This is a genomic window from Streptomyces sp. NPDC047130 (assembly GCF_040643475.1).
In the GTDB taxonomy this organism is placed as follows: Bacteria; Actinomycetota; Actinomycetes; order Streptomycetales; family Streptomycetaceae; genus Streptomyces.
Map to the genome: position 1 here is coordinate 1 of NZ_JBEYUK010000001.1, position 23,798 is coordinate 23,798.

19 protein-coding genes are annotated in these 23,798 nt (G+C 72.9%); 15 read left to right on the forward strand and 4 right to left on the reverse strand.

The genetic code is table 11. The features are described from left to right. The first annotated feature begins 235 nt into the window (after positions 1-235). The 4 genes from ABZ836_RS00005 to ABZ836_RS00020 all read left to right on the forward strand — a co-directional run bounded on the left by ABZ836_RS00005 (position 236) and on the right by ABZ836_RS00020 (position 5,745). Positions 236-2,233 carry a kelch motif-containing protein gene (locus ABZ836_RS00005; protein WP_361137983.1) on the forward strand — a complete coding sequence of 666 codons (1,998 nt, stop codon included), beginning with the start codon at positions 236-238 and terminating at the stop codon, positions 2,231-2,233. Between the two features lie 215 nt (positions 2,234-2,448). Further along, on the forward strand, positions 2,449-4,182 hold the full coding sequence (gene ctaD / locus ABZ836_RS00010) for a cytochrome c oxidase subunit I (RefSeq protein WP_361137985.1): 1,734 nt from the start codon (positions 2,449-2,451) through the stop codon (positions 4,180-4,182). A 1-nt stretch (position 4,183) separates the two neighbouring features. Next, complete coding sequence (locus ABZ836_RS00015) at positions 4,184-4,513, forward strand: hypothetical protein (protein WP_361137987.1); 330 nt, start codon at positions 4,184-4,186, stop codon at positions 4,511-4,513. Positions 4,514-4,617: 104 nt separating this feature from the next. Next, positions 4,618-5,745, forward strand: coding sequence for an LPXTG cell wall anchor domain-containing protein (locus ABZ836_RS00020; RefSeq protein ID WP_361137989.1), 1,128 nt, complete (start codon positions 4,618-4,620; stop codon positions 5,743-5,745). A gap of 102 nt (positions 5,746-5,847) precedes the next feature. On the opposite strand, the gene ABZ836_RS00025 is transcribed toward ABZ836_RS00020, so the two are convergent. Next, on the reverse strand, positions 5,848-6,468 hold the full coding sequence (locus ABZ836_RS00025) for a hypothetical protein (RefSeq protein ID WP_356137242.1): 621 nt from the start codon (positions 6,466-6,468) through the stop codon (positions 5,848-5,850). A 324-nt stretch (positions 6,469-6,792) separates the two neighbouring features. On the opposite strand from ABZ836_RS00025, the gene hemL reads away from it, so the two are divergent. The 8 genes from hemL to ABZ836_RS00065 all read left to right on the forward strand — a co-directional run bounded on the left by hemL (position 6,793) and on the right by ABZ836_RS00065 (position 15,238). Beyond that, on the forward strand, positions 6,793-8,109 hold the full coding sequence (hemL, locus tag ABZ836_RS00030; RefSeq protein ID WP_356137240.1) for a glutamate-1-semialdehyde 2,1-aminomutase: 1,317 nt from the start codon (positions 6,793-6,795) through the stop codon (positions 8,107-8,109). Continuing rightward, positions 8,106-8,801: a histidine phosphatase family protein gene (locus tag ABZ836_RS00035; RefSeq protein ID WP_356137238.1), complete on the forward strand. Its 696-nt coding sequence runs from the start codon at positions 8,106-8,108 to the stop codon at positions 8,799-8,801. Before hemL ends, ABZ836_RS00035 begins: the two co-directional genes overlap by 4 nt. Before the next feature lie 104 nt (positions 8,802-8,905). Next, complete coding sequence (locus tag ABZ836_RS00040; protein WP_356137236.1) at positions 8,906-9,526, forward strand: TlpA disulfide reductase family protein; 621 nt, start codon at positions 8,906-8,908, stop codon at positions 9,524-9,526. Positions 9,527-9,563: 37 nt separating this feature from the next. Further along, positions 9,564-10,286 carry a cytochrome c biogenesis protein CcdA gene (locus ABZ836_RS00045; protein WP_356137336.1) on the forward strand — a complete coding sequence of 241 codons (723 nt, stop codon included), beginning with the start codon at positions 9,564-9,566 and terminating at the stop codon, positions 10,284-10,286. A 3-nt stretch (positions 10,287-10,289) separates the two neighbouring features. Beyond that, positions 10,290-12,134 carry a cytochrome c biogenesis protein ResB gene (locus tag ABZ836_RS00050; protein ID WP_361137992.1) on the forward strand — a complete coding sequence of 615 codons (1,845 nt, stop codon included), beginning with the start codon at positions 10,290-10,292 and terminating at the stop codon, positions 12,132-12,134. A 65-nt stretch (positions 12,135-12,199) separates the two neighbouring features. After that, complete coding sequence (gene ccsB / locus ABZ836_RS00055; RefSeq protein ID WP_361138508.1) at positions 12,200-13,231, forward strand: c-type cytochrome biogenesis protein CcsB; 1,032 nt, start codon at positions 12,200-12,202, stop codon at positions 13,229-13,231. A gap of 121 nt (positions 13,232-13,352) precedes the next feature. Beyond that, positions 13,353-14,132, forward strand: a complete 780-nt coding sequence (locus ABZ836_RS00060) for a CDP-alcohol phosphatidyltransferase family protein (RefSeq protein ID WP_356137332.1) — start codon at positions 13,353-13,355, stop codon at positions 14,130-14,132. A 140-nt stretch (positions 14,133-14,272) separates the two neighbouring features. Then, positions 14,273-15,238 (forward strand): DMT family transporter, encoded by a 966-nt coding sequence (locus ABZ836_RS00065; RefSeq protein WP_361137994.1) that lies wholly within the window; start codon positions 14,273-14,275, stop codon positions 15,236-15,238. Here the strand turns inward: ABZ836_RS00065 and ABZ836_RS00070 are convergent. Both ABZ836_RS00070 and ABZ836_RS00075 read right to left on the reverse strand, forming a co-directional pair. After that, on the reverse strand, positions 15,123-16,034 hold the full coding sequence (locus ABZ836_RS00070; protein ID WP_361137996.1) for a LysR family transcriptional regulator: 912 nt from the start codon (positions 16,032-16,034) through the stop codon (positions 15,123-15,125). The genes ABZ836_RS00065 and ABZ836_RS00070 overlap by 116 nt on opposite strands. A gap of 65 nt (positions 16,035-16,099) precedes the next feature. Next, entirely contained in the window at positions 16,100-16,489 is a 390-nt protein-coding gene (locus ABZ836_RS00075) for a PLD nuclease N-terminal domain-containing protein (RefSeq protein WP_356137228.1), read from the reverse strand. Between the two features lie 136 nt (positions 16,490-16,625). On the opposite strand from ABZ836_RS00075, the gene ABZ836_RS00080 reads away from it, so the two are divergent. After that, positions 16,626-18,089 carry a menaquinone biosynthesis decarboxylase gene (locus ABZ836_RS00080; protein WP_356137226.1) on the forward strand — a complete coding sequence of 488 codons (1,464 nt, stop codon included), beginning with the start codon at positions 16,626-16,628 and terminating at the stop codon, positions 18,087-18,089. Beyond that, positions 18,073-19,002, forward strand: coding sequence for a menaquinone biosynthesis prenyltransferase MqnP (gene mqnP, locus ABZ836_RS00085; protein ID WP_361137998.1), 930 nt, complete (start codon positions 18,073-18,075; stop codon positions 19,000-19,002). The genes ABZ836_RS00080 and mqnP overlap by 17 nt, the downstream gene beginning before the upstream one ends. A gap of 387 nt (positions 19,003-19,389) precedes the next feature. On the opposite strand, the gene ABZ836_RS00090 is transcribed toward mqnP, so the two are convergent. Continuing rightward, complete coding sequence (locus ABZ836_RS00090; RefSeq protein ID WP_361138000.1) at positions 19,390-20,007, reverse strand: rhomboid family intramembrane serine protease; 618 nt, start codon at positions 20,005-20,007, stop codon at positions 19,390-19,392. A 137-nt stretch (positions 20,008-20,144) separates the two neighbouring features. Between ABZ836_RS00090 and ABZ836_RS00095 the strand changes: the two genes are divergently transcribed. After that, complete coding sequence (locus ABZ836_RS00095; RefSeq protein ID WP_361138002.1) at positions 20,145-23,768, forward strand: hypothetical protein; 3,624 nt, start codon at positions 20,145-20,147, stop codon at positions 23,766-23,768. Positions 23,769-23,798: the final 30 nt, after the last annotated feature.

Below are 23,798 nucleotides of genomic sequence, written 5' to 3' on the forward strand. Positions count from 1 at the left end.
GGATGAACCTCGGCGTGGTGCTGCTGCCGCTGCGCGTGTTCCTCGTCTTCTCGCGTCCGGTGCGCCCCGCACCGCCGAACGGGCCCCGTGACGCTCCGTGGCGTTTCATTGCCGAGAGTGAGAAGCGGATGTTCCTACGATCCTCCCAGAAGCTCAACATCTGATGAGCCATCAGATGGTGTGCCCGGGGTGGGGATCAGCCAACGTCAGCCCAACCTTTCCGGAAGTCACCCACATGGCAGAAACGAACCGCCGTCCGCGGATCCGCCGGACCGTTCTCGGCGCCGCGGGAGTGCTGGTCCTGGCCGGTCTGAACGCCCCCGCGGTCTACGACTTCACGACCCGCACCTACCACGCCTATCTGATCGAACAACCGTCGTACAAGGCGGACCGCGGCCACTGGCGGATCGTGGACGTCCCGAAGCAGTTCCGGATCAACACCATCCACGCCGCGCTGCTGCACACCGGCAAGGTGCTGCTGATCGCCGGGTCCGGCAACAACGCCAAGATGTTCGACGCCAAGACCTTCCGCACCGTGGTGTGGGACCCGGTCAAGAACACCTTCAAGAACGTCGAGACGCCCATCGACCTGTTCTGCGCCGGGCACGCCCAGCTCCCCGGCGGCAACCTGCTGGTCGCCGGGGGGACCCAGCGGTACGAGACGCTGAAGGGCGACGTCAAGCGGGCCGGCGGCCTGATGATCGTCTACAACGAGAACCCCGACAAGCCCAAGACGCTCCCCGAGGGCACCCTCTTCACCGGCAAGGAGAGCGGCAAGACCTTCACCTCGCAGGCCGGCATCGTGGTGCCGCGCGCCGAGAAGGAGGTGGACCCCGACACCGGCAAGGTGACCGTCACCGCCTCCTCCGCCCGGGTGTACGTGGAGGCGACCCAGGACGGGCCCCGCCACCAGACCGGCGCCCAGGACCAGTACCGGATCAAGGGCCTGAAGGGCAAGGAGAAGCGGAACGTCTACGGCATCGCGCAGAAGCTCTCCTTCGACAAGAAGGACTTCCAGGGGATCAAGGACGCCTACGAGTTCGACCCGGTGGCCGAGAAGTACATCAAGGTCGACCCGATGCACGAGGCCCGCTGGTACCCGACGCTGACCACGCTGGAGGACGGCAAGGTCCTCTCCGTCTCCGGGCTGGACGAGATCGGACAGGTGGTCCCGGGCAAGAACGAGGTCTACGACCCCAGGAAGAAGGACTGGGAGTTCCTCCCCAAGTCGCGGTTCTTCCCGACCTACCCGGCGCTCTTCCTGGCCGGGAGCGGCAAGATCTTCTACACCGGTTCGAACGCCGGCTACGGACCGGCCGACAAGGGCCGCGTCCCGGGCCTGTGGGACCTGGACAGCGGGGCGTTCACCGAGGTGCCGGGGCTCGAGGACCCGACGATCACGGAGACCTCGATGTCGGTGCTGCTGCCGCCCGCCCAGCGGCAGCGCTACATGGTGATGGGCGGCGGGGGAGTGGGCGAGAGCCCGAGGTCGACCGCGCGCACCGGGCTGGTGGACCTCACGGCCGACGACCCGCGGTTCGTGGCCGGACCCGACCTGTACGCCAAGGCCCGGTACCCGTCCGCGGTGATCCTGCCGGACGACACCGTGCTGGTCACCAACGGCTCCGGCGACTACCGGGGCAAGGGCGACAGCAACGTGCTGAAGGCCTCGATCTACCACCCGGCGGAGAACCGGTTCACGGAGGCGGCGGAGCCGCTGGTGGGCCGCAACTACCACTCCGGCGGCCTGCTGCTGCCGGACGGGCGGGTCATGACGTTCGGCTCGGACTCGCTCTTCTCCGACAAGGCCGACTCCAAGCCGGGCGTCTTCGAGCAGCGGCTGGAGATCTACACCCCGCCCTACCTGCACCAGGACGGCCGGCGCCCCCGCCTGGGCGGCGACCCCCGGCGCACGGTCGAACTGGGCGGGTCGACCACCTACGCCAGCCCCGACGCGCGGCGGATCGAGCGGATGCGGCTGATCCGGCCGGGCTCCTTCACCCACGTCACCAACGTGGAGCAGCGGTCGATCGCGCTGAAGTTCACCAAGGAGCGGGACCGGGTGAAGGTGACGCTGCCCGAGGACCCGTCGCTGGTGCCGCCCGGCTGGTACATGCTCACCGCCGTCGACGGGCGCGGTGTCCCCTCGGAGGCGGTCTGGGTCAAGGTGCCGGTGTCCGACGACGCCGAGTCGCCGAAGACCACCGACGAGCAGCCGGCGCCGGCGCTCTGACCGCGGGGACCGAAGTCCCTGGCGCCCCGGGACCTGGGACCCGGGCCGCCAGGGACTTTCGCTGTGCGGCCAGGGGTCCCAGGGCCCTGGGGGGCGGACGTTCCCGGGCAGGAGCATGAGCGGCGGCGGACCGGGGAGGCCGGCACGGTCCTCTCCCCCGGAGGAGCGGCTTCCCGGTTCCGCCGGACGCACCAGCTCTTCGGGAGGACGACCCGGTGGACACCGCACAGCCAGCACAGACGGACGGGCGGAAGGCCGCCGCCGGACCACCACCGGCCCCCGGCCCCGCCCCGGCCACCGGTCCCGCCCCGGCCACCGGTCCCGCCCCGGCGCCCGCCCGGCGGCCGAACTGGGTCGAGTGGCTGACCACCACCGACCACAAGAAGATCGGCACGATGTACCTGGTCAGCGCGCTGGCCTTCTTCATCGTCGGCGGTGTGCTGGCCCTGGTGATGCGCGCCGAACTCGCCCGGCCCGGCACCCAGATCCTCTCCAACGAGCAGTTCAACCAGGCCTTCACCATGCATGGCTCGATCATGCTGCTGATGTTCGCCATGCCGCTGTTCACCGGCTTCGCCAACTGGATCATGCCGCTGCAGATAGGCGCGCCGGACGTCGCCTTCCCCCGGCTGAACATGCTGTCCTTCTGGCTGTTCCTGTTCGGCTCGCTGATCGCGGCGTTCGGCTTCCTCACCCCGCAGGGCGCCGCCAGCTTCGGCTGGTTCCTCTACGCGCCGCTCTCCTCGGAGCTCTACTCCCCGGGCATCGGCTCCGACCTGTGGATCATGGGCGTGGCCCTGTCCGGCTTCGGCTCGATCCTGGGCGCCGTCAACTTCATCACCACGATCATCTGCATGCGCGCCCCCGGCATGACCATGTTCCGGATGCCGATCTTCACCTGGAACGTGCTGCTCACCGGCGTGCTGATCCTGCTGGTCTTCCCGGTGCTGGCGGCGGCCCTCTTCGCCCTGGAGGCGGACCGGAAGTTCGGCTCACACATCTTCGACGCGGCCAACGGCGGCGCGCTGCTCTGGCAGCACCTGTTCTGGTTCTTCGGCCACCCCGAGGTCTACGTCCTGGCGCTGCCCTTCTTCGGGATCGTCTCGGAGGTGATCCCGGTCTTCTCCCGCAAGCCGATGTTCGGCTACATGGGCCTGGTGGGCGCCACGGTCGCGATCGCCGGCCTCTCGGTCACCGTGTGGGCGCACCACATGTACGTCACCGGCGGGGTGCTGCTGCCCTTCTTCGCCTTCATGACGATGCTGATCGCGGTGCCGACCGGCGTGAAGTTCTTCAACTGGATCGGCACCATGTGGCGGGGCTCGCTCTCCTTCGAGACGCCGATGCTGTGGGCGGTCGGCTTCCTGGTGACCTTCCTCTTCGGCGGCCTCACCGGCGTCATCCTGGCCTCGCCGGTGCTGGACTTCCACGTCTCCGACTCGTACTTCGTGGTCGCGCACTTCCACTACACGCTCTTCGGCACGGTGGTGTACGCGATGTTCGCCGGCTTCCACTTCTGGTGGCCCAAGTTCACCGGCAAGATGCTCGACGAACGGCTCGGCAAGATCACCTTCTGGACGCTGACGGCCGGCTTCAACCTGACCTTCCTCGTCCAGCACTGGCTCGGCGCCGAGGGCATGCCGCGCCGGTACGCCGACTACCTGGCCGCCGACGGGTTCACCGCCCTCAACACGGTGTCCACGGTCGGGTCCTTCCTGCTCGGCCTGTCCCTGCTGCCGTTCTTCTACAACGTGTGGAAGACCGCGAAGTACGGCCGGCCGGTCGGCGTGGACGACCCCTGGGGCTGGGGGCGCTCGCTGGAGTGGGCGACCTCCTGCCCGCCGCCGCGGCACAACTTCACGCGGCTTCCGCGGATCCGCTCCGAGTCGCCGGCGTTCGACCTGCACCACCCCGGCATCGGGGACCGCGAGATCGAGGCGGTGAGGTGAGGTGGCCTCCGGAGTGCTCGCCCTGGGCGTCGCGGCCGTCGCGCTCGCCGGATACGTCTGGTACGTGCCCGCCCTGCTGGAACTGAGGGCGGGGGCGGCGGACCGCCCCCGTTCCTGCCGCAGCGCGGCGGCCGCCTGCCTGGTGGCCTGGACCACGGTGGCGCTCACCGCCGTGGTCCTCCCGGCCGGGGGTCCGGGCTGGCTGGTGCTCGGCGCGGCGGGGGCGGCGGGCTCCGTCGCCCTGCGGGTCAGGGCCGCCGTGCAGGGCCGGCGGGAGGTCCGGGAGGCGGCGGGGGAGTGGGCGGAATTGCACCAGGTGAAAAAGGCGTGAGGGGTCGTACAACCTTTCGTCGGACAAGCCGGTCACACCACCCGTAACACTGGCCACGTCCGGGTGCCGACCCCGTGGTCCTCCACGACCCCCAAGAGGTGCACATGAAGCTCCGCCGTGCCATGGCCGTCGCTGCGGCCACGGCCGTCATCGCCCCGCTGACCCTGCTGTCGGCGCCGGTGGCGTTCGCCGAGGACACCGCTCCGCCCGTCCGGACGCAGAACGACGGCGGCACCGACGGCACCGGCGAGGGTGCCACCGGCTCCGGGGAGACCGAGGACCCGGCCGCCGGCGGCGAGGGCGGCGGCGACACCACGCCGGAGACCCCGGCGGACGACGCCGAGGCGCCGGCCGGCGACCCCGCGGACGGCACCACGCCGGAGGACGGCGACGCCGAGAACCCCGGCGACACCCCGGAGACCCCGGACCAGGGCGATGACCAGGGCGAGGACCAGGGCGAGGGCGACCAGGGCGAGGACCAGGGCGACGACGAGGAGCCGGGCGAGGACGAGAACCCCGTCGAGGAGGCCCCGATCGAGGAGTACCCGTCCTGCGAGGACGGCGAGATCGACGAGGGCCTGAAGACCAAGGTCACCGGCCTGCCCAACAAGATCGTCGCCGGCTCCGGCTGGGACGACTTCTCCCTGACCGTCACCAACGACACCGGCAAGGAGCTCGACAAGCTCTGGGTCGACCTGGGTGTCGAGTACGACGCCAACGAGGGACTGGCCGAGGGACTGGCCGAGATCCAGTTCAAGATCGAGGACCGCTGGACGGACGAGTTCCAGCTCGGCCACGGCTTCACCGGCAGCTTCGCCGGCTACCTCACGGACGTCCCGGACGGCGCCAGCATCACCGCCGAGCTCCGCATCCGGGTGAGCGCCAAGGCCCCGGCCGGCGAGTCCATCGCCTTCACCTCCGCGGTGTACGAGGGCGACAACGCCACCTGCTACTACAACGGCGACATCTACGAGTTCACGGTCCTCGCGGCCGGCACCACGCCGCCGAAGGACCCGAAGCCGGCCCCGACGACCGGTGACAAGCCGAACCCGGCCGGCAAGAACGACCGGACCAAGCCGCAGGGCGGTGCCCAGCGGATCACCGGCACCCTCGCCGACACCGGCAGCGACCCGGCGCTCCCGATGACGGCCGCCGCGGGTGCGGCCGCCGTCCTGCTGGGCGCGGGCGCCGTCCTCGCCGTCCGCCGCAGGAAGGCCGGCACGCAGGCCTGACCTGCCGTGCGACAGCGCCGGGACACCGGCGACGAGGGGGCCCCGCCACCGGCGGGGCCCCCTCGGGCCCTCCGGTCCGCGGCCCCCCGCGGCGGGGCGGGGTCAGGGCCAGACCAGGCAGTACGGCTGGTGGCCCGCCTCGTGGAGGCGGTGGCTGAAGTCCTGCCACTCGTGGAGCAGCTGGTAGACGTTGTACGCGTCACGGGGGCCGCCACGGTCGGGGACCGTGGACCAGATGAACGCCGCCGCGCCCACCGCCTCCTCGCCTATGCCCCGCAGCGGGTCCACGGTCGTCATGGGCAGCTTGACCACGGCGTACTGCGGGCGCAGCACGACCAGCTCCAGCGGCGGCACCTTGTGCAGCGGGACGCCCTCGATGCCGGTGAGGACCATCGCGGCCACCGTCTCGGGCTTGATCCGGGTGAAGAGGCCACCCATGCCGAGCTCGTCGCCGCCGAGTTCCTCCGGGCGCATGGTCTCCGGGACACGGGCGGCCGCCGCGCCGCTCGGCGCGCCGAAGTACTTGTACGTCACGCCCAACCGGCTGCTCCTCGCCACGGGTCCCGCCGGCTTCTCGGCGCCGTCACTCTGCGCGCCCGCCCGGCGGGCCGCGGCCTCGGCCGCTTCCGTCGACTCCTCCGCCTCGCGCCGGTGCCTGCCCCGACGGGAACGCCGAGGACCCAGGTCGCCAGTCCCCTCGCCCAGTCCGCCACCGCGATGCATATCTCCACCCGACTGCTGTTCTAGGACGCGTCGCCCCCGCCGCGCAACCCGATCACCCGTTCATCGTGTCAGTGACCTCCCCCACGGCCGTCCCACGAAACGTACACAGGAGAAGACCCGGTGGGAGGAACGCGCACGGGGTTCACGTCACAGTCTCGCAGATGGGCGGAGGCCACGCTCCGTTATCTCCGGACGGGATCGGTGCCGTCGCGGGGGCCGGGTCACCGGCCCACCCCCCGTGCCCCGGGGTCGGGTCACGACGGCTGGCCTACCCTGAGGGAGTCCCCCGTAACCGCAGTCGGAGATCCGGAGAAGCCGCAGGCCATGACCGTTCCGTCCTACCCCTACGAAGCCCCTGCCTCGCAGGCGCTGTTCGACCGAGCGGCAGCCGTGACGCCCGGAGGTGTGAACTCGCCGGTGCGCGCCTTCCGCGCCGTGGGCGGCACGCCCCGCTTCATGGTCTCCGGCAGCGGTCCCTACCTCACCGACGCCGACGGCCGCGAGTACGTGGACCTCGTGTGCTCGTGGGGTCCGATGATCCTGGGCCACTCCCACCCCGAGGTGATCGCCGCCGTCCAGGAGGCCGTGTCCCGCGGCACCTCGTTCGGCACGCCCGGCGAGGGCGAGGTCGCGCTGGCCGAGGAGATGGTGGCGCGGATCGCCCCGCTGGAGCAGGTCCGCCTGGTCTCCAGCGGCACCGAGGCCACCATGTCCGCGATCCGCCTGGCCCGCGGCTTCACCCGCCGCTCCAAGGTCGTGAAGTTCGCCGGCTGCTACCACGGCCACGTGGACTCGCTGCTGGCCGCGGCCGGTTCGGGCGTCGCCACCTTCGCGCTGCCCGACACCCCCGGTGTCACCGGCGCGCAGGCCGGCGACACCATCGTGCTGCCCTACAACGACCTCGACGCCGTGCGCGCCGCCTTCGCGGCGCACCCGGGCGAGATCGCCTGTGTGATCACCGAGGCCTCGCCCGGCAACATGGGCGTGGTCCCGCCGCTGCCCGGCTTCAACCAGGGCCTGAAGGACCTGTGCGCCGAGAACGGCGCGCTGTACGTCTCCGACGAGGTGATGACCGGGTTCCGCACCTCGAAGGCCGGCTGGTTCGGCGTCGACGGCGTGGTCCCGGACCTGATGACCTTCGGCAAGGTGATGGGCGGCGGCTTCCCCGCCGCGGCGTTCGGCGGCCGTGCCGACGTGATGGCGCACCTCGCCCCGGCCGGCCCCGTCTACCAGGCGGGCACCCTCTCCGGCAATCCCGTCGCCACCGCCGCCGGCCTGGCCCAGCTGCGGCTCCTCGACGACGCCGCCTACGCGAAGCTGAACGCCACCTCGGAGCGGCTGCGGGCGATGGTCACCGACGCCCTGAACAAGGAGGGCGTCGCGCACACCGTGCAGAGCGCCTCCAACATGTTCTCGGTGTTCTTCACCGACCGGCCGGTGCGCGACTACGAGGACGCCAAGGCCGCGGAGGCGTTCCGCTTCACCGCCTTCTTCCACTCGATGCTGGCGAGCGGGGTCTACCTGCCGCCGTCCGCCTTCGAGAGCTGGTTCCTGTCCACGGCCCACGACGACGCCGCCCTGGAGCGGGTGGCCGCCGCGCTGCCCGCCGCCGCCCGCGCCGCCGCGGAGGCCACGGCATGAGTGCGTCCACCGGCGGCACGAAGGACGTCACCGTCGTCCACCTGATGCGCCACGGCGAGGTGGAGAACCCCAGCGGGCTCCTCTACGGCCGGCTGCCCGGCTACCACCTGTCCGAGCTCGGCCGGAAGATGGCCGACCGGGTCGCCGAGCACCTGGCACCCCGTGACATCACGTACGTCTGCGCCTCCCCGCTGGAGCGGGCGCAGGAGACGGCCACGCCCATCGCCAAGGCGCACGGGCTGGAGCTGGACACCGACGAGCGGCTGATCGAGGCGGAGAACGTCTTCCAGGGCAAGACCTTCGGGGTCGGCGACGGCGCGCTGAAGCGGCCGGGCAACTGGAAGCACCTGTTCAACCCGTTCAAGCCGTCCTGGGGCGAGCCCTACGCCGTGCAGGTCGCGCGCATGCGGGCGGCGATGGACGCCGCCGCCGCGGCCGCCCGGGGCCACGAGGCGGTGCTGGTCAGCCACCAGCTGCCGATCTGGATCGTGCGGTCCGCGATCGAGGGCCGGCGGCTGTGGCACGACCCGCGGCGCCGGGAGTGCACCCTGGCCTCGCTGACCTCCTTCACCTACGAGGGCGACCGGATCGTGGCCGTCGGCTACAGCGAGCCGGCCCGCGACCTGGTGCCCGCCCACCTGCTGGCCGGCGCCAAGCCGGTCAAGGGCGGCCAGAAGGCGTTCGGCGCCTGAGGCCCGACCGGCGGAGCAGGCCCGCGAACCCCCGCTGAGGTGGGGGTTCGCGGGGCCGAGGGGGGTCCCCAAGATCCCCGGAACGGACATGCGAAACTTTTCACATGACTGGCCACAAGCGTCGTGAGCACCGCCGCCACCGCCGCACCGGGCTCGCCGCAGCCACCGCTGCCGCCGCGCTGCTGCTGTCGGCGTGCGGCTCGGACAGTGACGGCGGCGGCCCCGCCTCCGGCAGCGGAACCAACTTCGTCACCAGCGACAGCGGCATCTCGACCGTCGCGAAGGGCGAGCGCCGGGCCGCTCCCCGGCTGCAGGGCGAGACGCTGGACGGCGGACAGCTCGACACGGCCGACTACCAGGGCAAGGTGCTCGTCCTCAACGTGTGGGGCTCCTGGTGCGCCCCGTGCCGCGCCGAGGCCAAGCACTTCGTGAAGGTCTCCGAGGAGACGAAGGACCAGGGCGTCCAGTTCGTGGGCATCAACACCCGCGACGCCGCCGTCCAGCCCGCCCTCGCCTTCGAGGAGGAGGAGGGGATCACGTATCCGAGCCTGTACGACCCGACGGGCCGGCTGCTGCTCCGCTTCGACAAGGGCACGCTCAACCCGCAGGCCGTCCCCACCACGCTGATCATCGACCGGGACGGCCGGATCGCGGCGCGTGGTCTCGGGGCGCAGAGCGAGGAGAAGCTGCGCGAGATGCTCGACCCGGTGCTGGCGGAGAAGTGACGTGACGCTCCTCGCCGTGGACGTGACCGGCACCGTGATGAGCGGGGCCCTGCTGCTGGCCCTGCCCATCGCGGTGCTCGGCGGACTCGTCTCCTTCTTCTCGCCGTGCGTGCTGCCTCTGGTGCCCGGCTACCTCTCCTACGTCACCGGCGTCACCGGCACCGACCTGGCGGAGGCGCGGCGCGGCCGGATGGCGGCCGGGGCCTCGCTGTTCGTGCTGGGCTTCACCGTCGTCTTCGTCTCCACGGGCGCGCTGTTCGGCTACTTCGGGCAGACCCTGCAGGAGTACAGCGGCGTGCTGTCGAAGGTCCTCGGCGTGCTGATGATCGCGCTGGGCGTCTTCTTCATGGGGCTGATGCCCTGGCTGACCCAGCGCGAGTTCCGCTTCCACCGCAGGCCCGCCGCGGGTCTCGCGGGCGCGCCGCTGCTCGGGGCGCTGTTCGGCATCGGCTGGACGCCCTGCATCGGCCCCACGCTGACGTCCGTGCTGGCGCTCTCCAGCGACCAGGCGAGCGCCGGGCGCGGGGCCGTCCTGACCGTGGCCTACTGCTTCGGCCTGGGCCTGCCGTTCGTGCTGGCCGCCGTCGCCTTCCGCAAGGCGCTGGGCGCCTTCGGCTGGGTCAAGCGGCACTACGTCTGGGTGCTCCGCATCGGCGGCACCATGATGATCGTGACCGGTGTGCTCCTGCTCACCGGTGTCTGGGACCTGCTCGTGCAGCACATGCAGGGCTGGGCCAACGGCTTCACACCGGGGATCTGATCCATGAGCGACACCACGACCACCGAACCGGCCGGCGAGGCGGGCGACACCGAGGCGCAGACCCGGCTGTCCACCGCGCCGGTGGAGGACGCGGCGTCGACCGCGATGCCGGGCTCCTTCGGCGGCCGCCGCGCCCCCGGCCCCTGGGGGTGGATCACCTGGACCGGCCGGGAGATCACCGGCTGGGTGCGCTGGTTCTGGCGCCAGCTGACCTCGATGCGGACGGCGCTGCTGCTGCTCCTGCTGCTCTCGCTGGCCGCCGTGCCCGGATCGCTGATCCCGCAGAACGGCATCGACCCGATGAAGGTCGAGCAGTTCCGCGAGGAGCACACCACGCTGTCGCCGGTCTACGACGCGCTGGGCATGTTCGACGTGTACAGCTCGGTCTGGTTCTCCGCGGTCTACATCCTGCTGTTCGTCTCGCTGATCGGCTGCATCGTCCCGCGCACCTGGCAGTTCGTGGGCCAGCTCCGCGGACGGCCGCCGGGCGCCCCGCGGCGGCTGGACCGGATGCCGGCGTACACCACCTGGCGCACCGACGAGGCGCCCGAGAAGGTGCGGCAGGCGGCCTTCGGCGTGCTCAAGGGCCGCAGGTTCCGCGTCGACGCGGTGGGTGACGCGGTCGCCGCGGAGAAGGGCTACCTGCGCGAACTCGGCAACCTCGCCTTCCACCTGGCGCTGATCGTGATGCTGGTCGCCTTCGGCTGGGGCGAGCTGTTCAAGTCCGAGGGCAACAAGCTGATCGTCGAGGGCGACGGCTTCGCCAACACGCCCGTGCAGTACGACGACCTCCGCTACGGGAGCCTCTTCTCCTACGACGACCTCGAGCCGTTCAGCTTCGACCTGCAGGACTTCCGCGCCACCTACGCCACCTCCGGACCCAACCGCGGCACCCCGCGGACCTACGAGGCCGAGCTCACCTACCGCGAGGGCGTCGACGGGGCGGAGAAGAAGAAGGTCGTCGAGGTCAACAAGCCGCTGGAGATCGGCGGCTCCAAGGTCTACCTGACCAGCCACGGCTACGCGCCGGTGGTGACGGTGCGGGACGGCGAGGGAGAGGTCGTCTACTCCCAGCCGGTGCCGATGCTGCCGATCGACCAGAACATCACCTCGCAGGGCGCGGTGAAGGTGCTGGACGGCTACCGCAACCCGAAGGGCGAGGAGGAGCAGCTCGGCTTCTCCACGGTCTTCGTGCCGACCTTCGCCGGTCAGGGCAAGGGGACGATGTTCTCCCAGTTCCCCGCGCTGGAGTACCCGGTCCTCGCGGTCGCCGGCTTCCACGGCAGCCTGGGCGTGGACTCGGGCATCCCGCAGAACGTGTACCAGCTCGACGACCGGAAGCTGAAGCAGTTCAAGGACGAGAACGGCGACATCCTCCGGAAGATGCTGCTGCCCGGCGAGACCATGGAGCTGCCCGACGGCGCCGGCTCGATCACCTTCGAGAAGGAGATCAAGGAGTGGGCGAACTTCCAGATCGTGCAGCAGCCCGCCGGCGGCTGGGCGCTGGGCGGCGCGATCGTCGCCATCGCCGGTCTCTCCGGCTCGCTGTTCATCCAGCGCCGCCGCGTGTGGGTGCGCGCCGTCCCCGGTGACGGGGGCGGGACCGTCGTCGAGATGGCCGGGCTGGGCCGCAGCGAGTCGGCGCGCCTGCCGCAGGAGCTCGGCGAGCTGGTCGGCCTGGTGCACGACCGGGCGCCCACCGCCGCCTCCGAGGCCGGCACCGGCACCGACGCCGACCCCGCCTCCGGCACCGACGCCGACCCCGCCTCCGGGGCCGACTCCGATCCCGGCTCCGACCGCGACTCCGAAGAATCCCCCGTACCTTCCCCTGAAGGGGCTGACAAGTGACGACGCTCGCCGCCAGCACCAACGAGAGTCTCGCGGAGCTCAGCAATCTGCTGATCTACTCCGCGATGGCCGTGTACACCCTGGCCTTCTTCGCCTACATCTTCGAGTGGATCTTCGGCAGCCGCAGCAAGGTGGCCCGAACGGCCGCCGCGCTGACGGCGGGCGACCAGGCGGCCCCGGCCGCCTCCGCCGCCCCGGCCGTCACGGTGAAGAAGGCCGGCGGCACGGCCGTGATGGAGCGACCCGAGGTCGTCGTCCGGTCCTCGGCCTCCTCCCGCGCCGACGTCCCGGACGGCCCCGGAGCGCACGGCGGTGACGAGAAGGGCGACCTCTACGGCCGGATCGCGGTCTCGCTGACCGTCCTCGGCTTCCTGCTCGCCTTCGGCGGCGTGCTCACCCGCGCGCTGTCGGTGCAGCGGGCGCCGTGGGGCAACATGTACGAGTTCAACATCACCTTCACCACGGTGGCCGTCGGCGTCTACCTGGTCCTGCTGGCCTTCCGCAAGAACGTGCGCTGGATGGGCCTGCCGCTGATCACGGTGGTCCTGCTGGACCTCGGTCTCGCGGTCACCGTGCTGTACACCGAGAGCGACCAGCTCGTCCCGGCGCTCCACTCGTACTGGCTGTACATCCACGTCTCCACCGCCATCCTCTGCGGCGCGGTGTTCTACGTGGCGGCGGTCTCCACGATCCTCTACCTGTTCCGCGACTCCTACGAGAACAAGCTGGCCTCCGGCGGCACGCCGGGCCGGTTCGCCACCTCGGTCCTGGAGCGGCTGCCCGCCGCCGCCTCGCTGGACAAGTTCGCCTACCGGGTCAACGCCGCGGTCTTCCCGCTGTGGACGTTCACGATCATCGCGGGCGCCATCTGGGCGGGCGACGCCTGGGGCCGCTACTGGGGCTGGGACCCCAAGGAGACCTGGTCGTTCATCACCTGGATCGCCTACGCCTGCTACCTGCACGCCCGGGCCACCGCCGGCTGGAAGGGCCGTAAGGCCGCCTACCTGGCGCTGATCGCCTTCGGCTGCTGGCTGTTCAACTACTACGGCGTCAACATCTTCGTCTCCGGCAAGCACTCCTACGCCGGCGTCGAGTGACGCGCCGCCCCCGGAACGCACCTGGAGCCGCCCCCGCCGAGGGGGCGGCTCCAGGCGTTCCGGGGGCCTCCTCTACCCTGGCCGTCTCTCAGCCCGTCGGTGGAAGGAACGCGTGAAGATGGTGGCTGCTGCCCCGGTCCTGGAGGAGCTTCGGGAGGTCTGCCAGCCGCAGGCCAAGCTGGCCAGCCGCAACGGCGAGCACTGGGCCGGCCGGATGTACATGCGGGCGATCTCCCTGCGGGTGACGCGCCAGTTGGTGCGGACGCCGGTCACCCCGGACGCGCTCACCTGGACGATGGTGGTCTGCGGGGTCGCCGCGGGAGCCGCCCTGCTGATCCCCGGGCTCACCGGCGCGGTCCTGGCCGCCGTGCTCTTCCAGCTGTTCCTGCTCTTCGACTGCGTCGACGGCGAGGTCGCGCGCTGGAAGGGCCAGAACAGCGCGGCCGGCATCTACGTCGACCGCCTCGGCGCCTACCTGGCCGACGCCGCGCTGCTGGCCGGCGCCGGCTTCCGGGCCGCCGGCTGGGGCGAGGGCGGCGGCTTCGACGGCTGGGTCGCGCTGGGCCTGTTCACCGCGATGGGCGTCGTCCTGCTGAAGGCCTCCACCGACCTGGTGGACGTCGCCCGCGCCCGCCGCGGACTGGCCGTGGCCGACGACGAGTCCACCCGGCCGCGCTCCGAGGGCGTCGCCACGCTGCGCCGGGTGGCCGCCGCGTTCAAGATCCACCGGCTGACCAACGGCATCGAGGCCTCGCTGGTCCTCCTGGCCACCGCCGTGGTGGACGCCGCCCTCGGCTCCCTGGACGCCACGCGGATCGCCCTGGTGGTGCTCGCCGCGGTGACCTGGGTGATGGTCCCGGCGCACCTCTTCTCGATCCTGTCCTCCTCCCGCCTGCGGTAGCTCCCGCCTGCGGTGGCTCCCGCCTGCGGTGGCGGAAACCCGCTCCCACCTGGGGTCATCGGCTCGGTCGATGGCCCCATCGGCATCCCGGCGGAGTACGGCGTGGCCCTCCGTGACGCCCGGGCCGTAGCTTCGGCGGCATGACAACAGAGACGAAGGGGATCGCCCAGCTCACCGCCGCCATGGTGCTGTCCGGGACGATCGGGGTGTTCGTGGTCGAGTCGGGGGCCTCCTCGCTCAACGTGGTGTTCTTCCGGGTGCTGTTCGGCGCGCTGGCACTCGGCGCCTACGTCGCGGCCCGCGGCTGGACGCGGGGGCACGGGTTCACCCGGCGGAGCCTGGCCCTGACCGTGCTGGCGGGGCTGTTCATCGTCGGGAACTGGATCCTGCTGTTCGAGGCGTACGGCAACACCTCGATCTCGGTGGCCTCGGTCGTCTACCACATGCAGCCGTTCTTCGTGGTGGTGTTCGGCGCCCTGCTCTTCCGGGAGCGGCTGACCGCCGCGACCCTCGGCCGGGTGGGCGTGGCCTTCGTCGGCCTGGTCCTGGTCTCGGGGGTGCGGCCGCCCGACCTGACCGGGGGCGGCGGCGACTACCTGCTGGGCATCGGTCAGGCGCTGGGCGCGGCCGTGCTGTACGGACTGGCCACGCTGGTGGTCAAGCGGGTGAACGGGGTGCGCCCGCACCTGATCGCGCTGGTGCAGGTCCTCGTCGGCATCCCGCTGCTGCTGCCCTTCGCCGACCTGGGCGCGATGAGCGGCGCGGGGGCCGGCTCCTGGGGCTGGCTGGTGGCGCTGGGGGTCTTCCACACCGGTGTGATGTACGTGCTGATGTACGCCGCCTACGCCAAGCTCTCCACGCCGAAGATCGCGGTGCTGGCCTTCGTCTACCCGGCGGTGGCGATGCTGACCGACTGGGTGGTCTACGGGCACCACATGGGCCCGCTGCAGGCACTGGGGCTGCCGCTGATCGTCTGGGCGAGCCTGCGGGTCACCCTTCGGAAGCCCGCTGCTCCCGCAGTAGTTGCCGGGTCCGTTCCACGAACAGACGCGCGGCCGGCGTCAGTTGCTTCCCGGAGCGCCACGCCAGTTGCGAGTGGAGAGTGAACGGCGGGCGCCAGTCGAGGCGTTGAAGCGTCCCGGCGGCCAGCAGGTCGGCGACCGCGACCTCGGGGAGCAGGGCGATCCCCAGGCCGGTCGCCGCGGCGCGCCGGGTGGCCTCCACGGTGCCGAACTCCCGGAACGCGACCGGCCGCGGGGCGTCGGCGTTCAGCTCGGCCTCGAAGAGGTCGCGGAACGCGCAGCCGGACTCCACGGCCAGCAGCGGCTCCCCGCGCAGTTCCGCGGTGGCGAGCGACCGTCCGGCCAGCGGATGGCCGGGCGCGGCGACCAGGACGAGCGGCTCGGTCAGCAGCACCACCGTCTCCAGCCCGGCGTGCTCGGTCCGGGCCTCCATCAGGAAGCCGAGGTCGTAGAGGCCGCGGCGCAGCGCGTCCAGGGTCTCGTCGCCGCCGGTGGTGCGCAGCGAGAGCCGGATGCCCGGGTAGCGGTGGTGGAACAGCTCGAACAGCGGCGGCAGCCGGTAGGACGTCAGGGACTCGATGGTGCCGACGGTGAGCTGCCCCGACGGCTCGCCGGGCGCGACGGCGGCGGCACGGGCCTCGTCGGCGAGGTCCAGCAGGCGGCGGGCGTAGGGGAGCAGCCGCTCCCCGGCCTCGGTGAGCCGGATGCGGCTGCCGAGGCGGTCGAAGAGCTCGACGCCGAGGTCCTGTTCCAGGGCGCGGACCTGCGCGGTCACCGTGGACTGCGCGTACGACAGGTCGGCGGCGGCCCGGGTGAAGCTGAGGCGGGTCGCGACCTTCTCGAAGGTCGCGAGCAGCCGCAGTTCGAGCGTCCCGGACACCGGCGTCGGTCCTCCTCGGTCTCTGGCGCGCTCGTGGTGGGGCGGTTCCGTCGTGCGCGGCGGGGTCAGGCCTCGGGGGTGTCCTCGTCGCGCTTGCCGTCGCGCTTGCCGTCGCGCGGGTCACCGTCGGACGGGTCCTGCGGCTCCTCCCGCTTCTTGCGCGACTCGTCCCCCAGCGACTTCAGGAAGTCCGGGTTGTCGTCCGGCGCGACGAACCGCCGGCGCCGACCGCCCCGCATCCCCGGCGAACGCCCTTCGGCGCCCGCCCCGTGGCGGACCTTGCCCGCGACCAGCCACGCGACCGGCCCGATCAGCGCCGTGCCCAGCAGCAGGATCACCAGGGCCCACACCGGCTTGGGCAGTACCCGGACGTCTTCCTCCGGGGTGTTCAGACAGTCGATGAACGCGTAGATGGTCAGGGCCAGCACCAGCAGCAGCGGCAGGATCCTCAGCATGACGGGCGTTCCCCCAGGCAACGACGGCGGGACGGCGGAGGCCGACCCGTGACGTCACCCAGGGTAGCGGCTGGGCGAGTGCTTCGTCCGAGGGGCGGACGCGGAGCCCGAGGGGCCCTCGGTGATACTGGGGGGCATGGCTTACGACGATCTTCGCTCCTTCCTGCGGGCCCTGGAGCGCGACGGAGACCTGAAGCGGGTGTCGGCCGAGGTCGACCCCCATCTGGAGATCGGTGAGATCGTCGACCGGGTCCAGAAGGCGGGCGGGCCGGCGCTGCTCTTCGAGAACGTGCGCGGTTCCGCCATGCCCCTCGCGATGAACGTCTTCGGCACCGACCGCCGCCTGCTGAAGGCGCTCGGCCTGAAGTCGTACGAGGAGATCGGCGAGACCATCGGCGGCCTGCTCAAGCCGGAGCTTCCGCACGGTTTCGTGGGGGTCCGCGAGGCGTTCGGGAAGCTGGGCACCATGACACACGTGCCGCCGAAGAAGGTGAAGGACGGCCCCGTGCAGGAGGTCGTGCTCACCGGCGACGACGTCGACCTCGAGCAGCTTCCGGCGCTCTTCACCTGGCCCCAGGACGGCGGCGCGTTCTTCAACCTGGGCCTGACCCACACCAAGGACCCGGAGACCGGGGTCCGCAACCTCGGGCTCTACCGCCTCCAGCGCCACGACAAGCGCACCATCGGCATGCACTGGCAGATCCACAAGGACAGCCGCAACCACTACCAGGTGGCCGCCCGCCGGGGCGAGCGGCTGCCGGTCGCGATCGCCTTCGGCTGCCCGCCGTCGGTGACCTACTCGGCGACTGCGCCGCTGCCGGGCGGGATCGACGAGTACCTGTTCGCCGGGTTCGTCGCCGGACGGCGGATCGAGATGGTGGACTGCAAGACGGTCCCGCTCCAGGTCCCGGCCAACGCCGAGGTGGTGCTGGAGGGCTGGCTGGAGCCGGGGGAGATGCTGCCGGAGGGGCCGTTCGGCGACCACACCGGTTTCTACACCCCGCAGGAGCCCTTCCCGGCCCTGACCATCGACTGCGTGACCATGCGGAAGAAGCCGCTGCTGCAGTCCATCGTGGTGGGCCGCCCGCCGACCGAGGACGGTCCGCTGGGCCGTGCCACCGAGCGGTTCTTCCTCCCCCTGCTGAAGATCATCGTGCCGGACATCGTGGACTACCACCTCCCCGAGGCGGGCGGCTTCCACAACTGCGCGATCATCTCGATCGACAAGAAGTACCCGAAGCACGCCCAGAAGGTCATGCACGCCATCTGGGGCGCCCACATGATGTCGCTGACCAAGCTGATCGTGGTGGTGGACTCCGACTGCGACGTCCACGACCTGCACGAGGTGGCCTGGCGGGCGCTGGGGAACACCGACTACTCCCGCGACCTGACGGTCGTGGAGGGCCCCGTCGACCACCTGGACCACGCCTCGTACCAGCAGTTCTGGGGCGGCAAGGCGGGCATCGACGCGACCGCCAAGTGGCCCGAGGAGGGGTACACCCGCGACGGCGGCTGGCCCGAGATGGTCCTGTCCGATCCGGAGACGGCGGCGAAGGTCGACCGCCGGTGGAAGGAGTACGGCCTTGACCGCCGCCGCTGAAGCCGCCGACGCCTCCGGTCCCGTACCCGCCGGGTCGCGGCCCGGCCGGGTGCGGGCGTTCCTGCGCCTGGTGATGATCGAGCACTCGGTCTTCGCGCTGCCCTTCGCCTACATCGCCTCGCTGACGGCGATGTTCACGGTGGACCGGTCCGTGCACTGGGTGGACCTGCTGCTGGTCACCGTCGCGATGGTCGCCATGCGGACCTTCGCCATGGCGGCGAACCGGATCATCGACCGGGAGATCGACGCCCGGAACCCGCGGACGGCGCAGCGGGAGCTGGTCACCGGCGCGGTGTCGGTGCGGACCGCGTGGACGGGGGCGCTGGTCGCGCTCGCCGTCTTCCTGGCCACGGCGGCGCTGCTCAACCCGCTGTGCCTGATGCTGGCGCCGCTCGCCGCGATCCCGATGGTCGTCTACCCCTACGGCAAGCGGTTCACCAACTTCCCGCAGGCCATCCTGGGCCTCGCCCAGGCGATCGGGCCGCTGGGCGGCTGGCTGGCCGTCACCGGTGAGTGGTCCTGGGAGGCCGTCGTCCTCGGTGTGGCCGTGGGCGTGTGGATCGGCGGGTTCGACCTGATCTACGCCTGCCAGGACGTCGAGACGGACCGGGAGATCGGCGTGAAGTCGGTCCCCGCCCGCTTCGGCATCCCCGCGGCGATCTGGGGCGCCCGCGGCTGCCACGTCGTCACCACCGCGCTCTTCGCCTGGTTCGGCCTCCTCACCGGGGCGGGCTTCTTCTACTGGGTGGGCCTGCTGATCGTGGCCGGCGCGTTCGTCTACGAGCACACCATCGTCCGCCCGCACGACCTCTCCCGCCTCAACCGGGCCTTCTTCAGCGTCAACGGCTTCATCGGCATCGCCCTGTTCGTCTGCGCCCTCCTCGACCTGGCGCTCCGCGGCCTCACCCTCTGACGCCCCGGGGCCTTCGCCCGGCGCCTGGCGCCTGCTGCCTGGCGCCTGTCTCCGCCCCCGGTGGCCCGGGTGCTTGCCGCCTGGCGGCCCGGCGGGCGGGGCCGGGGTTCGGCGGCTGCCTCACGGTCGTCCGCCCGACGGTCGGGTGTCGGCACCACCCGGTACGGGCGCGCGCTGCTCGACGTGGTGCTGCGTGGCCGCCCCTCCCGACGCCCGGCGGCTGGGCGGGGCCGCCCGGCGGTGACCGCCCTGCGCAGGGCGCGCGCCGCTCGGCCTGTCGGTGTGCGGCCGCACGCGTTGACGCTCGGCGGCCGGACGGAGCGGGGGCCGACGCCCGCCGCGGCACTCGGGGCAGGCGGGGCGCCCTGACCGGTGCGCCCCGTGGGGTCACCCGTCGACGGGTCGGCGGCGGGCCAGGAGGAAGGCGGCGGCGACACCGGCCAGCAGGCCGATCAGGTGGCCCTGCCAGCTCACGCCCGTCTGGTTCGGCGAGAGCCCGGCCAGGACGGAACCGCCCCAGACCGCGGTGATCAGCACCGCGACCAGGACGCCCAGCGGCCGCCGCTCCACGAAGCCGGAGACCAGCAGGAAGCCGAACAGGCCGAAGATCACGCCGGAGACCCCCGCCGTGTTCACCCCGGCCGGGGATATGAGCCACACGCCGACCCCGTCGGCCACCACGATCAGCGCGCACACCGCGAGGAACCGCCGTATTCCGCCGAGGGCGGCGAGGAAGCCGAGCACCAGCAGCGGGACCGTGTTGGCGGCGACATGGGCGAAACCGAAGTGGACGAACGCCGAGGGCACGACGTCCACCAGCTCGCCGGGATCCCGCGGCATCACCCCGAAACGGTCCAGGGAGTTCCCCGCCAGGACGTCGGCCACCTCCAGCGCCCACAGCAGGGCCACCCAGCCCAGCATCAGCTTCCCGGCGAGCCGCGCCCGGCCCCCGCGCGACACCGTCGCACCGGGTCCCGTACCCGTACCGCCGTCGATGGCCGCCATGGCTCCCCCGTCCCTGTCGTGGATCTGGTGGACCGCCTGCTCCCAGAACGCTTTGCGCCCCTTGTCCGGTTCCCGGATCCGCGCACCGGATCGAAATCCGTTCGCCCCGCCCGACCGGGCGGGACACAATCACGCCCATGCCCAGCTCCGCCGACCAGTTGCTCGAAGCGCTGGAACCGTTGTCCTTCCCGGCCGGCCTCCGCCTCACCGCGACCACCGCCCGGGACCTCGCCCGCCAGGGGGACGGCGCACTGGCCGAGCTGCTGACCGAGCTCGACGCCCGCGGCGCCTACGAGCGCCGCCTGGCCGCGCTGGCCGCGTTCGCCGGGCGGGACGCGGCGTTCCTGACCGCACGCCTCGCCGACCCCGACGAGGTGGTCGCCCGGTACGCGCACCGCGCCGCCCGCACCCTCCCGGTGCCGGACGAGGCCGTCGAGGCGGCCTACCGGGACGCCCCGGACGCGCTCCGCCACCGCCTCGCCGCGCTGATCGTCTCCGGCCCCCGCACCGGGCTCGCCGAACGCCTGCTGCCGCGCCTGCGCCAGGAGTGGGGCGACCACGAGGCCGCCCGCCTGCTGCGAGGCTGCTCCACCCCCTTTGTCGCCCGGCACCTTCCCGCCCTGGCGCACGCCGTGCGGAGCTGGCCGGCGCTGGCCCGCCGCCACCCCGACGCCGTGCTGGACCACCTCGCCGCGGAGCCGGGCCACCGGAGCGCCGGCAGGGAGCGCGAGAACTGGTGGCGGGAGCACGCCCCCACCCTGACCGCACTCGCCGCGGCACGTCCCGGCCGGGTGATGGATCTGCTGGAGCGCCACGGCCCGGCGAGCATCCCGGTGGCGCTGCATCCCGTGTTCCCCGCGCTGGTCACCGCCGACGCCGACCGCCTCGCCCGGTGGCTGGTCGCCCCGGAGCGCGAGCCGGAGAGGGGGGAACCGGCCCTCCCGCCCGGCGTGCTGCGGAAGCTGGTGCGGGCCGAACGGGCGTCCCTGGTGGCGCTCGCCCGCCACTGGGCGCACCGCTCCACCAGGATCCGGCCGCTGCTGACGGCCCTGCCGCCGGCCGCCCGGCCGGCGTTCCTCGACGAGGCCCGGGGCGGGGGCAGCGGCGGGGGCAGCGCATGGGAGGGCCTCGACGTGCTCCCGCTGCTGCCCCGTGAGCGTCGTCACGCCGAGGTACGCCGACTGGCCGCGCTGTTCGACCCGGACGACCTCTGGTGGGAGACCCTGGACACCCTCGCCCACGGCGCCTACGACGAGGCCCGCGAGGAGTTGCTGGCGGCCGTGCGCCGCCGCGAGGCGGGCGACCGGGAGCTGGCCTGGCCGCCGTTCGTGCGCGCCGCCACCCTGGACGGCGGCGAGGCCGCGGTCACCGAGCTGCTGACGGTCATGGGCAGCCGGCTCCGCAACGACCAGGATCCGGTGCGGCGCGCGGCCCTGGAGGCGCTGGCCGACGCCCGGCCCACGGTGTTCACCGCCGCCCACGCGCCCCTGCTGCGGACGATCGCGACCGACGCCCTCCAGGCCCGGGACGCCTCCGCGGGCACCCGGGACGCGCTCCGGCTGCTGGCCACCCGGGTGCTCGCCGCCCACGCCACAGCCCCCGCCACCGCCTCAGCCGACACCCACGCCACAGCCCCCGCCTCAGCCACAGCCCCCGGCCCCACCGCCCCTGCCACGCCGGACGCCCCGCGCGCCGCGGAAGCCCGCTCCGCCGCGGAGCCCCCGCGCGCCGCGGAAGCCCGCTCCGCCGCGGAGCCCCCGCGCGCCGCGGAAGCCCGCTCCGCGGGGGAGCCCCCGCGCGCCGCCGACGCCCTCCGCGGCTGGGCGCTCGCCACGCTGGAGCGGCTCACCGGCCGCACCGGCGCGCCCGACTTCGGCCCCCTGCACCGCGTGCTCCGCCGCGGCCAGGAACACGAGGTGCTGGACACGCTCCGCCCCTGGCTCGACGCGGCCGCCGACCGCGCCGACTTCGGGCTGCTGCTCGGCCTCGCCGCCGCCCTCGGCCCCCGCGCCCGGCGGATGCCCGAGCTGCAGGACCGCCTGGTCACCGCCCTGGAACGCGGTGACGACGACACCTTCCGCACCGCCGTCGAACTGTGGCTCGCCGACCCGCGCACCCGCGACGGACGGGTCGAGGCGCTCCTGCGGCGGGAGCCCTCCGCCGCCGTCCTGCCGCCCGTGCTCGCGGTGCTGTCCCGCCGCCGCACCGACCTGCTGGACGTCCTGCTCGGCGAGGAGCCGCCGTACGGGCGCTTCCTGACGCCGGACGCCCGCCGCCCGCTGCCGGACCTCGCCCACGGCGGCCGCTGGCTGCCCCGCCGGCAACGGGCCGCCGCCCGCCTGGCCGAGCGGACCGCGGCCGACCCCGCACTCCCGCTGGACGAGCGGGCCGCGGTGATCCGCGCCGCCGCGCCCCTGCCGGAGCTGGGCGCCCGCCTCGCGCTGCGGCACGTCGACGATCCGGAGGTGGTGCTCGCCGAGGCCGCGCTGGCCGCGCTGCCCTGGACCGACCGCCCCGAGGACGCCCTGCCCGTGCTGCTGGAGCAGGCCGGCACCGACCGCGCGCGGGTGGCCGTGTACGCCGCCGCGCGTGCCGCCCGGTTCACCGCGCCCTCGGCCCTGGGACCGTCGCTGGGCGCGGTCCTGACCGGGCAGCGCCCCGCCAAGGTGACCTCCCGCAAGGAGGCGGCCCGCCTGGCCGCCCGGTTCCTGCCGCCCGGGCAGGCGGGGGAGCTGCTGGCCGGGGCGTTCGGCGCCGAGGACAGCCAGGCGGACGTGCGCGCCGCGATCGTCCGCGTCCTCCCCGCGCTGGCCGGTGAGGCGTCCGCCTGGGAGGTGCTGGCCGACAGCGGACGGGACGCGGAGTGGGGGGTGCGGAGCGAACTGTTCGCCCTCCGGCCGTGGGAGTTCGCCGAGGAGCACCGCCGGCGTTTCGCCGTCCTGCTGGGCGAGGCGTACGACACCCACCTGACGACGGGCCTGGACCTTCCTCCTTCGGCGGCCGACACCCTCGCCGCCTGGGTGCGCCACGACGCGGCGATGGCCGACCGGCTGTCGCGCACCGTGTGCGACCTGGTGGGCGGCGCCCGCTCCGTCATGGGCATCTCCGCCTGGTCGTTCGCGGCGGACGCCCTGTTCGGGATCGCCGCGTCGGAGCTGCCGCACCCGCTGGGCGGGGCGGCGGAGGGCAGCGTCCTCCACACGACGGTGACCAGGCTGCTCTCCCTGCTGCACACCCCCGAGGGCGGCCACGAGGCGCTGGAGCGGAGCGACCTGCCCGCCCTGCAGCGGCTGCGGCGCCTGTGGGGGACGACGGGACGGCACGACGGCATCACGCGAACCCTCACCGACCTGTTCGCCCAGGAGCCGCTGCTGGCGTTCGAGCACGCCCAGCTGGTCTCCCGGCGGGTCGACCTCACGGCCCGGCCGGACGTCCTCCTCGCCGCCCTGTCGGAGCTGGCGGACGCCCTGGAGCCCCTCGGCGTGCAGGCGGCCGTCACGGTCGCCGGCGAGCTGGCCCGCCACCGCCCGGCGAGGCCCGGGACCGCCGGGGAAGCCGGCGAGGGGGCGGCCGAGGCGGTCCGACGGCTGGCCGGCGACGGCCGCACCGTCACCGGTCTCCTCGCCGTCACCCTCACCACCGAAGGCGGCCTGCGGGGGCAGTGGCCCGAGGAGTGGCGCGACCTGCTGCGCACGCTCCGCCGTCACCCGGACCCGGACGTGCGGCACCTGGCGCACCGGACGTTCACCGCGCGGGAGTAGCCCCGGGCCGGCGGACGCGGCCCCGCCCCT